9 protein-coding genes are annotated in these 13655 nt (G+C 70.6%); 6 read left to right on the plus strand and 3 right to left on the minus strand.

The annotated features are described in order from the left end of the window. Window positions 1-28: 28 nt before the first annotated feature. Entirely contained in the window at window positions 29-2500 is a 2472-nt protein-coding gene (gene hrpB, locus ACO073_RS30705) for an ATP-dependent helicase HrpB (RefSeq protein WP_422003323.1), read from the minus strand. A 64-nt stretch (window positions 2501-2564) separates the two neighbouring features. Between hrpB and ACO073_RS30710 the strand changes: the two genes are divergently transcribed. From ACO073_RS30710 to pobA, 4 genes are all read left to right on the plus strand, one after another. After that, window positions 2565-2942: an EthD domain-containing protein gene (locus tag ACO073_RS30710; RefSeq protein WP_422003325.1), complete on the plus strand. Its 378-nt coding sequence runs from the start codon at window positions 2565-2567 to the stop codon at window positions 2940-2942. A gap of 82 nt (window positions 2943-3024) precedes the next feature. Next, complete coding sequence (locus ACO073_RS30715; protein ID WP_422003327.1) at window positions 3025-3576, plus strand: RNA 2'-phosphotransferase; 552 nt, start codon at window positions 3025-3027, stop codon at window positions 3574-3576. Window positions 3577-3722: 146 nt separating this feature from the next. After that, window positions 3723-5228, plus strand: a complete 1506-nt coding sequence (locus tag ACO073_RS30720; protein ID WP_422003329.1) for a flavin-containing monooxygenase — start codon at window positions 3723-3725, stop codon at window positions 5226-5228. A gap of 79 nt (window positions 5229-5307) precedes the next feature. Further along, complete coding sequence (pobA, locus tag ACO073_RS30725) at window positions 5308-6492, plus strand: 4-hydroxybenzoate 3-monooxygenase (RefSeq protein WP_422003331.1); 1185 nt, start codon at window positions 5308-5310, stop codon at window positions 6490-6492. A 200-nt stretch (window positions 6493-6692) separates the two neighbouring features. On the opposite strand, the gene ACO073_RS30730 is transcribed toward pobA, so the two are convergent. Beyond that, on the minus strand, window positions 6693-7157 hold the full coding sequence (locus tag ACO073_RS30730; RefSeq protein WP_422003332.1) for an aromatic-ring-hydroxylating dioxygenase subunit beta: 465 nt from the start codon (window positions 7155-7157) through the stop codon (window positions 6693-6695). Between the two features lie 208 nt (window positions 7158-7365). Between ACO073_RS30730 and ACO073_RS30735 the strand changes: the two genes are divergently transcribed. Beyond that, the gene (locus ACO073_RS30735; protein ID WP_421997200.1) at window positions 7366-8526 is read left to right on the plus strand and encodes an IS110 family transposase; all 1161 of its coding nucleotides are present in this window, start codon (window positions 7366-7368) and stop codon (window positions 8524-8526) included. A 335-nt stretch (window positions 8527-8861) separates the two neighbouring features. On the opposite strand, the gene ACO073_RS30740 is transcribed toward ACO073_RS30735, so the two are convergent. Further along, entirely contained in the window at window positions 8862-10133 is a 1272-nt protein-coding gene (locus tag ACO073_RS30740; RefSeq protein ID WP_422003334.1) for an aromatic ring-hydroxylating dioxygenase subunit alpha, read from the minus strand. A gap of 87 nt (window positions 10134-10220) precedes the next feature. Here ACO073_RS30740 and putA point away from each other — a divergent pair, with 87 nt between their 5' ends. Next, on the plus strand, window positions 10221-13652 hold the full coding sequence (putA, locus tag ACO073_RS30745) for a bifunctional proline dehydrogenase/L-glutamate gamma-semialdehyde dehydrogenase PutA (protein ID WP_422003336.1): 3432 nt from the start codon (window positions 10221-10223) through the stop codon (window positions 13650-13652). Window positions 13653-13655: the final 3 nt, after the last annotated feature.

Raw genomic sequence — 13655 nt, forward strand, 5'->3', positions numbered from 1 at the left:
AGCGCGGTCGAGGTCACCGCGGTCGAGTTCAGCGCGGCCTGGGCCGCACGCGCGCCGTGGGCTCGGCGACCAGCGGATCGTCGGGCCAGTAGTGCCGGGGATACCGGCCTTTCAGCTCGGCCTTCACCGCCCGATAGCCATTGGCCCAGAAGCTCGCGAGGTCGCGCGTCACCTGGACCGGGCGGCGGGCCGGCGACAGGAGATGGATGGTGAGCGGCACCGCACCGCCGGCGATGCGCGGCGTGTCGGTGAGGCCGAACATCTCCTGCAGGCGCACCGACAGGGTCGGCTCTGCGGGGTTGGCATAGTCGATGCCGACCCGCGAGCCGCTCGGCACCTCGACGTGCGTCGGCGCCAGCCGGTCGAGCTCGCGCTGCCGGTCCCAGGGAACGCGCGCGCGCAGGGCGTTGCCGAGGTCGAGACGGGCGAGATGGCCGCGGCGCGAGACGCCGTCGAGGAAGGGCGCCAGCCAGTCCTCGAGCGACGCGAGCAGCGCCTCGTCCGAGAGATCGGGCCAGGCATCGTCCTCAGTCCGCAGGAAGGCGATCCGGTCGCGCCATTTCTGCAGCTCGTCGGTCCAGGGCAGCGACGCGAGGCCCATCTGCCGGATCCCCGCGATCATCGCGGTGCGGACGGCATCGCCGGCGGGTTGCGCCAGCGGCTTGTCCTCCAGCACGAGCGCGCCGAGGCGCCGCCGGCGCCGCGCCAGCACCGCGCCGTCGCGCTCGTTCCACTGCACGATCTCCTCGTCGACGATGCGCGCGGCGAAGTGCTCCTCGATCTCCGTCAGCGTGACGGGCGCGGCGAGGAAGATGCGCGCATCCTGGGCCGAGCCGTCGAGATCGGCGACGACGATGAACTCCTCGCTGGCCATGGCGTCGCCCTCGGGGAGCACCGCGCCGCGGCCACCCGACAGGAGATAGCGGCCGGCCGCTCCCGCGCGGCGGCGGCCGATCCGGTCGGGATAGGCGAGGGCGGCGAGCACGCCCGTCAGGGCCGGGTCGGGCCGTTCGCTGTCGGTGCCTCGCGGCATCAACCGGCGGGCCTGCTCCAGGATCAGGCGCAGCGCGCCGTCGCGCTTGCCCGCCCTGTCGTTCCCGAGGGCGATGTCGACGCGATGGCGCAGGTCGACGTCGCGCTGGCCGGGGGGCAGGCGCAGGAAGTCGCGCTCGCCCAGGATCGCGGCCAGCAGCGCAGCGACCCGGCCCTGGCCCAGCGCCCGGCCCTGCAGGACGAGATGCGCCAGCCGCGGATGCTGGCCGAGCCGGGCCATCGCCTTGCCGTGCGCGGTGATTGCGCCGAGTGGGTCGATGGCGCCAAGATCGCCGAGGAGCGTGCGCGCCGTGGCGAGCGCGGCGGCGGGCGGTGGCGTCAGCCACGGCAGCGTCGCGGCATCGGCCCCCCACAAAGCGAGCTCGAGTGCCAGAGGCGCCAGATCGGCGTCGAGAATCTCCGGCGGCGTGAAGGGCAGCAGGCCGCGCTGCGCCTCCTCCGGCCACAGCCGGTAGCAGATTCCGGGCTCGAGGCGGCCGGCGCGGCCGCGCCGCTGGTCGGCCGAGGCCTGGCTGACGCGCACCGTCTCGAGGCGCGTCATGCCCGAGCGCGGCGAGAAGCGCGGCACGCGCATCAGGCCCGAGTCGATGACGATGCGCACACCCTCGATGGTGAGGCTGGTCTCGGCGATCGAGGTCGCGAGCACGACCTTGCGGCGGCCGGGCGGCGCGGGGGCGATCGCGTGGTCCTGCTCGGCCGGCGACAGGTCGCCGTAGAGCGGCGCCACGTCGACGTCTCGGCCGAGGTCGAGACGTTCCTCGACGCGGCGGATCTCGCCGACGCCGGGCAGGAAGACCAGCGCGCTGCCCGACTGCTCGCCAAGCGCGCGGCGGACGGCGCTCGCGACCGTGTCCTCGATCCGGCCCGCCGGCTCGCGATCGAGGTAGCGCGTCTCCACGGGGAACATGCGGCCGGCGGATTCGACCACGGGAGCGCCGCCCAGCCGCTCGGCGACCGGCCCTGGATCCAGCGTGGCCGACATGGCCACGATGCGCAGATCCTCGCGCAGTGCCGTCTGGGACTCGCGCACCAGGGCGAAGGACAGATCGGTCTCGAGACCGCGCTCGTGCAACTCGTCGAAGATGACGCAGCCGATTCCGTCGAGGGTCGGGTCGTCCTGCAGCATCCGCAGGAACAGGCCGTCGGTCACGACTTCGATGCGGGTTCGCGGACCGACCTTCGTGTCGAGCCGCACACGATAGCCCACCGTCTCGCCGACGCTCTCGCCCAGCGTCGCCGCCATGCGCCGTGCGGCGGCGCGGGCGGCCAGCCGTCGGGGCTCCTGCATGACGATCTTGGCCCCGGCGAGCCACGGCGCGTCGAGCAGGGCCAGCGGCACACGTGTGGTCTTGCCGGCGCCGGGCGGCGCCACGAGCACCGCGGCGGTGCGGACCGCCAGCGCGTCGCGCAGCCGCGGCAGGGCCTCGTCGACGGGCAGCGGTTCCATCGTGGCGGCTTATAGCGGAGCCGGGGCCGGCCCGCCTATGCTCCCGCGACACCAGGGGGAACGCATGCTCAAGCTGACTTTCTGCCTGCGCCGTCTTCCGGCGCTGAGCCTGGACGCGTTCCAGGACTACTGGCTGCACCAGCACGGCCCCCTGGTGCGACGCCTGCAGCCCGCCCTCGGCATGGTGCGCTACGTGCAGGTCCATCGCCTGGCCGGCGACATGGCCGACGGGATGCGGCGGGCGCGCGGCGCGCCGGAGCCTTACGACGGCATCGCCGAGCTGTGGTGGGAGAGCGAAGCGGCGTGGCGTGCTGCCGGCCGTCATCCCGAAGCCCGCGAGGCGAACCGGCTGCTGCTCGAGGACGAGGCGAAGTTCATCGACCTCGCCCGGTCGCCGCTGTGGCTGAACCAGGAGCACGTGATCCACGGCAAGCTCGAATAGTCGATGGTGCGGCGGAGGCATGAACGCGGGAGCCCGGCGTCGGCGCGATGACGCTGTCCCGAGGGCGGGCTATCATTCGTCCATGCCGATCAAGCTCAGCGATCTCAGCCGCGCGGTCAGCCACGCGCTGCGCCACGAGCCGTGGCTCTACGAGCTGGAGCTCGACGGCGAAGGCTGGGTCGGTACGGATCAGCTGGTCGCGGCCCTGCGCGCCGAACGGCCGGACTGGCGCGACCTGTCGGGGGACCTGCTGTCGGAGATGGTCCGCACGGCCTCGAAGCAGCGGCACGAGATTGCCGGCGACCGTATCCGGGCACTTTATGGTCACTCGCTTCCAGACCGGCTGGTGAAATCGCCCGCGCAGCCGCCCGAGCTGCTGTTCCACGGAACGGCACCGCAGATCGTCGCCGACATCCGGGCGCAGGGTCTTCGCCCCATGGGCCGCCAGTATGTCCATCTGTCGACGGACCGGGAGATGGCCGGCGCCGTCGGACGGCGGAAGAGCGCCACGCCCGTGATCCTGGTCGTTCGGGCGGGCGAAGCGGCGGCTGCCGGAATCCAGTTCTACACCGGCAACGATCGCGTCTGGCTGGCCGACCACGTGCCGGCGGCGCATATCGCGGGGAAGCCGTAGGCTGGCCGGGCGCCAGGGCGTCGCACTGACGCCTTGATCTTGGTCAAGGAACCCGGTCGACTGCGTCAGACACTGGGATCCCCGACGATCCCGCTCGAACAGGGCCACCCCGAGGAAGGCCCCTCCCAAGGAAGGAACCAGATCCGATGCCCGATACCGCCGTCGCCTTTGCGCCGTCGCCCCAGCAGGCCACCGACCATTTCGACGTGCTGATCGTCGGCGCGGGCATTTCGGGCATCGGCGGCGCCTACCACCTCAAGGACCAGTGTCCCGGCACCAGCTACGTGATCCTGGAAAGCCAGGAAAGCTTCGGCGGCACCTGGCTGACCCACAAGTATCCCGGCATCCGCTCCGACAGCGACCTCTACACGTTCGGCTACCGCTTCAAGCCGTGGACCGGCAAGCCGATCGCCACGGCGCAGGAAATCCGCGACTACATGGAAGAGGTGATCGAGGAGAACGACATCGGCCGCCATATCCGCTACCACCATCGTATCGAGCGCGCGACCTGGTCGAGCGCGGACAATCGCTGGACGGTCGAGGGCGTGCGCACCGATACCGGCGAGGCCTTCGCGATCTCGGCCGGCTTCCTGTGGATGTGCCAGGGCTACTACCGCCATGCCGAGGGCTACACGCCGGAATGGCCGGGCATGGCGGATTTCAAGGGGCGCATCGTCCATCCCCAGACCTGGCCCGAAGACCTCGACGTCACCGGCAAGAAGGTGGTCGTGATCGGCTCGGGAGCCACCGCGGCGACCCTGGTGCCGGCGATCGCCGACAAGGTCGAGCACGTCACCATGCTGCAGCGCTCGCCGACCTACTTCATCCCGGCGCGCAACGCCAACGACCTCGCCGACCAGCTCCGCCAGCTCGAAGTCGACGAGAGCTGGATCCACGAGATCGTGCGCCGCCGCATCCTTCGCGACCAGTCGGAATTCACCCGCCGCTCGTTCGAGGAGCCGGAGAAGGTGCGTGACGAGCTTCTGTCCGGCGTGCGGGCCTATCTCGGCCCCGACTACGATGTCGACAAGCACTTCACGCCGTCCTACCGGCCGTGGCGGCAGCGCATCGCCTTCGTGCCGGACGGCGACCTGTTCCGCGGCATCCGCAAGGGCAAGGCGTCGGTGGTCACCGACGAGATCGACCGCTTCACCGGGAAGGGCATCCGGCTCAAGTCGGGAGAGGAGCTCGAGGCCGACATCGTCGTCACGGCGACCGGCTTCCATCTCAACGTGCTGGGCGACATCGCCTTCGCGATCGACGGCGAGCCGCTCGACTTCTCGCGGACTGTCACCTACCGCGGCATGATGTTCACCGGCGTGCCCAACATGGTGTGGGTGTTCGGCTATTTCCGCGCGTCCTGGACCCTGCGCGCCGACCTGGTGGGCGACTTCGTCTGCCGCCTGCTCGGCCACATGAAGGACAAGCAGGCGCGGCGGGTCGAGGTGGCGCTGCGTCCCGAGGACAAGGACATGGCGCTGAAGCCCTGGATCGATCCCGAGAACTTCAATCCCGGCTACCTGATGCGCGGCATGCATCTGCTGCCCCAGCGCGGCGACAAGCGCGAATGGCAGCACACCCAGGATTACTGGCGGGAGAAGAACGAGTTCCCGGCCATCGACCTCGACGACAAGGCGTTCGTCTACAAGTAGACCAAGGTCGCCCGCGCGGACGATGACCGCCGCCGCCAAACCCGGTTAAGCTGCCCGGCAAGGAAGCGGGGAGACGGCGGTGGCGGGTGTGACGGAGCGGACGCAGGTCGGCATCATCGGTGCGGGGCCGGGAGGGCTCCTGCTGGCGCGTCTGCTCAAGGTCCACGGCGTCGAGAGCGTGATCCTGGAAGCGCGCACCCGGGACTATGTCGAGGGCCGCATCCGCGCCGGCGTGCTGGAGCAGGGCACCGTCGACCTGCTGGAGGAGGCGGGCGTCGCCGAGCGCCTGCACCGCGAAGGGCTGGTGCACGACGGCGTCGAGATCGCCGCCGGCGGCCGGCGCTTCCGCATCGACTTCCGCGAGCTGACGGGCAAGACCGTGACGGTCTACGGACAGACGGAGGTCACCAAGGACCTGATCGCGGCCCGGCTTGCGGGCGACGGGCCGATCGTCTGGGAGGCGGCCGACGTGGTGCCGCAGGACATCGAGGGCGACCGGCCGTCGCTGCGCTACACGGTGGGCGGTGAGGAGCGCACACTCGCCTGCGACTTCGTCGCCGGCTGCGACGGCTTCCACGGCGTCAGCCGCACCTGCCTGCCGGCGGCGGCGAGCCGTACCTACGAACGCGTCTATCCGTTCGGCTGGCTCGGCATCCTGGCAGACGTGCCGCCCTGCTCGGAGGAGCTGATCTATGCCCGCCACGAGGACGGCTTCGCGCTGGCCTCGATGCGGTCGCGAACGCGCAGCCGCTACTATCTCCAGTGCAGCCTCGACGACGACGTCTCCAACTGGAGCGACGATCGGATCTGGGCCGAGCTCAAGCGTCGCTTCGGGCCGCAGGTGGCGCCGCACATCGTGACCGGGCCGTCGATCGAGAAGAGCATCGCGCCGTTGCGCAGCTTCGTTTCGACCCCGATGCAGCATGGCCGGCTGTTCCTGGCCGGCGACGCCGCGCACATCGTCCCGCCGACCGGCGCCAAGGGCCTGAACCTCGCCGCATCCGACGTCCACTATCTCTGCCGGGCGCTGGTGGCGCACTACCGGAAGGCTGATCCCTCGCTGCTCGCCGCCTATGGCGAGACGGCGCTGGCCCGGGTGTGGAAGGCCGAGCGCTTCTCGTGGTGGATGACGGGCATGCTTCACAGGTTCCACGACGAGGCGAGCTTCGAGGCCCAGATGCAGCGCGCCGAGATCGACTATCTTGCCGGCTCCCGCGCCGCCCAGCTCTCGCTCGCCGAGAACTATGTCGGCCTGCCGTTCTGAGTGCGCCGCGACTGTCATCCCGAGCGGAAGCGAGGGACCTTTCCTGTGGCCCAAAGGCCCCTCGCTGACGCTCGGGGTGACAACTGCCGGATTGCACAGGACGCCAGTGGCGGTCGCGTTCATGAACCTCCCCATCGCGGCGCGATGGGGAGGTGCCCGCGCCGCGGGCGGAGCTTCGCTGGGGTGGAGGCGAGTCGCTTCTAGAACGGGATCGCCACCAGCGTGTCGAAGCGGCCACCGTCGCAGACGGCGATACGCTCGGCGAAGCGCGGCGCGCCGGTCGCGTCCGGCCGCACCTTGTCGCGGTAGCAGCCGGTCGCGAACACGTCCATCTGGCCGTCGCGCATGATGCGCACGATCAGGAACGGCGTCTCGACCTCGGCCGTGCCGTCGGCCATGCCCAGCACCACCGGCAGCCCGACGATGTGGCGGTAGCGCTGGCGCTCGTAGATGTTGGCCTTGCGCAGGGCCGACACGCGGTCCTCCAGCATGCCGCGCGAATCGGCGTAGATGATGCCGGCCTCGTAGCCGCGGGCGACGTTGTCGGCGGTGGTCACCTTGTAGAAGCACGGGTCGTGGAACAGCTCGGGCCAGCGCTCGTACTGCTCGTTGTCGATCGCGCGGGCATAGGCCGCGTTCAACGCGACGAGTTGGGCGGTGTCCATGGGGCGAGCATCCTCGTCTGCGGATTGATCGTGAAGGAGCTGAATTGGGAGGCTGTCGTCCTGAGCGCAGCGAAGGACCTCATGGCGCTTCGACCGGTGTGCGGGTCGCGACTTCCATGAGATCCTTCGCTGCGCTCAGATTCTATGGGGCGACGAGAGGTCGAGAGGTAGGCTTGGAGCGTGACCCACCGAACCTACAGAGGAGCCAATGAAGTCCCCATACATCTTCGACACCCTCGCCGCTGGGGTGGAGCATCGCACAGTGTTCGTGGCGTTTGAACTGGGCAAGGCGAAGTGGAAGCTGGGCATCGTGGTCCCGGGCCTCGGCAAGCTGAGCCAGTACACGGTGGCCGGGGGTGATGTGGCTGCGGTGTCGGAGTTGATCGGCAAGGCCCGTGCCAGAGCCGCCAAGAAGCTCGGCGAGGCCGCGCGGGTCGTGAGCTGCTACGAGGCCGGCTACGATGGCTTTTGGCTGCATCGCTGGCTCGAGGCGCAGGGGATCGAGAGCCGGGTCCTCGATGCGGCGAGCGTGGAGGTCGACCGCCGGGCGCGGCGCGCCAAGACCGACCGGCTGGACCTGGAGAAACTGATGCGTGCCCTGCTGCGGCTGGAGGGTGGCGATCGCCTCGCCTGCAGGGCGGTGCACGTTCCGACGGCGGCGCAGGAAGATGAGCGGCGGCCGTCACGCGAGCGACAGCGGCTGGTCAAGGAGCGAACCAGCCACGTCAATCGGCTGAAGGGCCTGCTGCACGGCCAGGGCGTTCGCCAGACCTGGGGCCGGGCCAAGGACTTCGCGGCGTGGCTGGCGACGCTGTGCACCGGCGACGGTCGGCCCCTGCCGGATCATCTGGTGGCTGAACTGAGGCGCGAACATAGCCGGCTGCTGCTGGTGGAGGAACAACTCGACGAGATCGAGGCGCAAGCCCGGGCGGTGCGCAAGGTCGCTCCCGTCAGCAGCATGGCGGCCAGGGTCAACCAGCTCCTCGAACTCAGGAGCCTGGGCCCCGTCGGCAGCCAGATCCTGGTCGGCGAGGCCTTCTTCCGCGACTTCCAGAACCGCCGCCAGGTCGGCAGCTACTTCGGGCTGACCGGCACGCCCTACAACAGTGGCGACAGTCGTCATGAGCAGGGCATCAGCAAGGCCGGCAATGCGCGCGCCCGCACCATCGCGGTGCAGCTCGCCTGGCTGTGGCTGCGCAATCAGCCCGCCAGCGCGCTCAGCCGCTGGTTCCGTGAACGCGTCGGCCAGCAGAAGGGGGCCGGCAAGCGCATCGCCATCGTCGCCCTGGCACGCAAGCTGATGGTCGCGCTGTGGCGCTTCCTCCACCATGGCGTGGTGCCCGACGGCGCCCAGCTGCGCGCCGTCTAGCAGAGGAGCAGAGGGTGCCTTGAAGAGGGACGGATGATGACCGTTGTCATCCAAGGACCGTACGGCGCCGCCGTCTCAGAGGGGTCTCATCGTCTCTTGGGCAAAGCCTCACGCGTGCATGAGGAACCAGGGTACCGGCTCAACTGTCGCCGGACCGTATGTAAGGTGATGCCGTCCAGCGACGAGCGCCCCAGCAATGCCCAACGTCCCAACGCAAGCACCCAAGACGTCATCCTGTCACCGGCAAAAAAACCAGACGGCAGAACCGTGACTACCTCTTGACTTCTCAAGCCCCATGTAAGGATGACAGGAGGGGCGCTTGCTCTTGGTGCCCCCTAGTATCCCATGTAGCGCCGATAGGCCTGCCAGAAGCCGCGGACCGAGGCTTCGGTGGCGCGGGTCGGCTGGCTCTCGGCGGTGCGGCCGCCCATCTCGACCACCGACACCTCGCCGCCGGCGGCGCCGATGCCGCGCTGGACGAAGCCGCCGATGCAGCCGTCCTCCATGGAGACGAAGCCGGCCGGCCCGACGAGGTTCTGCTGCCGCAGCCGGCGGCGGTTCATCTCGGGCGGATCGTCGGCATAGCCGAAGTAGGTCCAGTGCAGCTCCATGCGGCCCGGCCCCTTGGGCACGATCTGGCGCACGGCGAGGCAGTTGTGGACCTGCTGCAGGATGCAGGCGGGGAAGACCGACAGCATCTGGAGCTGGATGCGGTCGCCGAACTCGTCGACCGCGTCGAGCATGCTGGGATCGGCCAGCCGGTAGTCCCGGTCCTCCGAGCGGATGCCCTGGTCGCGATAGGCCGATTCGTTGGCGCCCTCGGGCATGCCGATCGTGTAGCTGGCGTGGTGGCCGCCATCGGGGCTGACCAGCACGCCGCCGCCCTGGGTCAGGCGCGAGATGCGGAAGGTCGTGAAGAAGAGGTGCAGCAGGCTCGCGTGGTAGGTGTCCTTGACGTTCTCGACATAGAGCTTCCAGTTGTTCGGCAGCGGCTGCACGAAGCGGCCCATGACTCGGATCGGACGGTTGAGCACGCGCCGCGCGCGCCCGAGGATCTCCGGACCGAGATAGTCCTCGATCGGCGGCGTGTCGGGCGAGAGGGTGGCGAAGACCAGCCCGCCGAGGTTCGTCGTCCGGAGCTTGCGCGGGTTGAAGCTCTCGCGGCAGAAATCCTTGGGCAGGCCGCCCTGGCCGTTGATGCCGCGCTCGAAGGCGATGCCGCGCAGGTTGCCGGCGAGGTCGTAGCTCCAGGCGTGATAGACGCACTTGAACTGGTGGCCGACATTGCCGCCCTCGTCGAAGGCGATCAGCGCCCCGCGATGGGCGCAGCGGTTCTCGAAGCAGTTGATCGCGCCGTCGGCCGCCCGCACGACGATCACCGGCATCGCCCCCACCGTGTTGGTGCGGTAGTCGCCCTTGTCCGGGATGTCGGCCTCGAGGCAGACGAAGTGCCAGGTCGGACCCTCGAACAGGCGCTCGAGCTCGCGCCGGTAGTTGGCCTCGTCCTGGTAGACCCAGTAGGGCACGCGGGCGATCGAATCCTCGGGCCAGCGCAGGTCGGCGGCGGCGGCAGGTCGGGCTGCGGCCTCGTCGTGGCGGACGTCCATGCTTTCCTCCCGGTGGCCGGGCGACATCGTCGCCGTCCCGACAACCTGTTTTGCCGGTTATGGTAGCGCCATCTCCGGACGAGGAACATGCCGCCCTTCGACGATTTCGTGCGTTCGATCCAGCCTCAGAGCCCCCTGCGGGCCGCCATCACGGCGGCCTGGCGGCGGCCCGAGACCGAGTGCCTGCCGCCCCTCATCGAGGCGGCGCGATTGCTGCCGGCCCGCCGCGAGGCCGCCCGGACACTGGCGCGGCGGCTGGTCGGGGCGCTGCGCGAGAAGACGCCGTCCGGCGGCGTCGAGGGGCTGATCCACGAATATGCGCTGTCGAGCCAGGAAGGCGTGGCGCTGATGTGCCTGGCCGAGGCGCTGCTGCGCATCCCCGACGATGACACGCGCGACGCGCTGATCCGCGACAAGATCGGCGGCGGCGACTGGCGGGCCCATCTCGGCCACAGCCCCTCGCTGTTCGTCAACGCCGCGACCTGGGGCCTGGTGGTGACCGGCCGGCTGACCGCGACCAGCAGCGAGCGCGGCCTGTCGGCGGCCCTGACGCGCCTGATCGGCAAGGGCGGCGAGCCGCTGATCCGCACCGGGGTCAACATCGCCATGCGCCTGATGGGCGAGCGCTTCGTCGCCGGCCAGACGATCGAGGAAGCGCTGCGCAACGACCGGTCGAAGGAAGCCGAGGGCTTCCGCCATTCCTACGACATGCTGGGCGAGGCGGCAGTCACGGCAGCGCAGGCCGAGGCCTACATGCAGGCCTATCGCCACGCCATCCACGCGATCGGCAGGGCCGCCGGCGGCCGCGGAATCTACGAAGGCTCGGGCATCTCGATCAAGCTCTCGGCGCTGCACCCGCGCTACAGCCGCGCCCAGATCGAGCGCGTGCAGGCCGAGCTCTACCCCCGGCTGCTCGAGCTGGCGCTGCTGGCCCGCCGGTATGACATCGGCCTCAACATCGATGCCGAGGAGGCCGACCGGCTGGAGATCTCGCTCGACCTGCTGGAGCGGCTCTGCCTCGATCCGGCGCTGGAGGACTGGAACGGGATCGGCTTCGTCGTGCAGGCCTACCAGAAGCGGGCGATCTTCACGATCGACTGGCTGATCGAGCTGGGCCGCCGCAGTCGTCGGCGGCTGATGGTACGCCTGGTCAAGGGCGCCTACTGGGACGGCGAGATCAAGCGCGCCCAGGTCGACGGCATGGCCGACTATCCGGTGTTCACGCGGCGCATCCACACCGACGTCTCCTATCTCGCCTGCGCCCGCCGCCTGCTCGCCGCGCCCGATGCGGCCTATCCGCAGTTCGGCACGCACAACGCGCTCACCCTGGCCACGGTCCATGCCATGGCCGGCGAGAACTTCTATGCCGGCCAGTACGAGTTCCAGTGCCTGCATGGCATGGGCGAGCCGCTGTACGAGGAGGTGGTCGGCACCGGAAAGCTCAACCGGCCGTGCCGCATCTACACACCGGTCGGCACCCACGAGACGCTGCTCGCCTACCTCGTGCGCCGCCTGCTGGAGAACGGCGCCAATACCTCGTTCGTGAACCAGGTCGCCGATCCCGAGGTCACGGACGAGATGCTTCTGGCCGATCCGGTCGAGCGGGCGCTGGCGATCTCGCCGGTCGGCGCGCCGCATCCGCGCATCGTGCTGCCGCGCGCCCTGTTCGGCGCCAGCCGGCGCAATTCGCGCGGCCTCGATCTCGCCAGCGAGCAGGTGCTGGCCGGGCTGGCCGAGACGCTCGCGGCGCCGCCGCCCCTGGAGGCGGTGCCGATGCTGGCCGGCGGGCGCGCCGAGGAAGGGAAGGGCAGTGCCGCGCGGGAGGTGACGAACCCGGCCGACCGGCGCGAGACCGTGGGCCGCGTCGTCGACGCCACGCCGGCCGAGGTCGATGCCGCCTGCGCGCGGGCCGAGGCGTGGGCGGCGGCGCCCGCCGACCGCGCAGCAATCCTGCGCGCGGCGGCCGATCTCCTGGAGGCGCGGCTCGAGCCGCTGCTCGGCCCGATCGTGCGCGAGGCCGGCAAGACGCTGGCCAATGCCGTCGGCGAGGTGCGCGAGGCGGTCGACTTCCTGCGCTACTACGCTGGCTGCGTCGAGGGCCTGGCCGACGGCGCGCAGCGGCCGCTCGGCCTGGTCGCCTGCATCAGCCCGTGGAACTTCCCGCTGTCGATCTTCACCGGCCAAGTGGCGGGGGCGCTGGCGGCCGGCAACGCGGTGATCGCCAAGCCGGCCGAGGAAACGCCGCTCGTCGCCGCGCTGGCGGTGGGCGTGCTGCACGAGGCCGGCGTGCCGCGCACGGCGCTGCAGTTCCTGACCGGCGACGGCGCGACGGGCGCACGGCTGGTCGGCAATCAAGCGGTGGCCGGCGTCGTGTTCACCGGCTCGACCGCCGTCGCGCGGTCGATCAACCGCACGCTCGCGAAGCGCCTGACGCCCGCCGGGCGGCCGCCGGTGCTGATCGCCGAGACCGGCGGCCAGAACGCGCTGGTGGCCGATTCCTCGGCCCTGCCCGAGCAGCTCGTGCTCGACGCCGTCACCTCGGCCTTCGATTCGGCGGGCCAGCGCTGCTCGGCGCTGCGCGTGCTCTGCCTGCAGGACGATATCGCCGGCCGGGTCGTGGAGATGCTGAAGGGCGCCATGGCCGAGCTCGTCGTCGGCAATCCCGAGCGGCTGGCGGTCGATGTCGGGCCGGTGATCACGGCCGAGGCGCGCGATGCGCTGGAGGCCCATGTCGCCCGACTGGCCGCCGCGGGCCACCCGGTGCACCGTGTCGATCTTCCGGAAGAGACCCGGCACGGCACCTACGTGGCGCCGACGCTGATCGAGATCGGCGCCGTCTCCGACTTGCCGGGCGAGGTGTTCGGCCCCGTCCTGCACGTGCTGCGCTACCGCCGCGAGGACATGGAGGCGGTGGTGCGGGCGGTGAACGAGACGGGCTTCGCGCTGACCTTCGGGGTGCACAGCCGGATCGACGAGATGATCGAGCGGGCGATTGCCGCCAGCGCCGCCGGCAACCAGTACGTCAACCGCAACATGATCGGGGCGGTGGTCGGCGTGCAGCCGTTCGGCGGCCATGGCCTCTCGGGCACCGGGCCGAAGGCGGGCGGGCCGCTCTACGTGCGCCGCCTGATGGCCGAGCGGCCTGCCGCCGGCCTGCCGCCGGGCGAGCAGGAGCTCGCGGGCCCGGTCGGCGAGCGCAACAGCTATGCCCGCCGGTCGAAGGGCACGATCCTGTGCGTCGCCGACGACCCGGCGGAGCGGGCCGGGCAGATCGCCCTGGCCGTCGCCTCCGGCAACCGCGCCACCGGCGATGCCGATCGTCCCGACATCGCCGCCGCGCTGTTCGCCGGCGGACCCGAGGCCCTGCTGGCGCTGCAGCAGCGTCTGGCGGCGCGCGAGGGACCGATCGTGCCGGTCCATGTCGCGCCCTACCCGGCGGACCTGCTGGTCGACGAGGTGTCGGTCAGCGTCAACACGGCGGCGGCCGGCGGCAATGCCAGCCTGATGGCGATCGGGTAGGCT

Source organism: Reyranella sp., from assembly GCF_965229815.1.
GTDB lineage: Bacteria > Pseudomonadota > Alphaproteobacteria > Reyranellales > Reyranellaceae > Reyranella.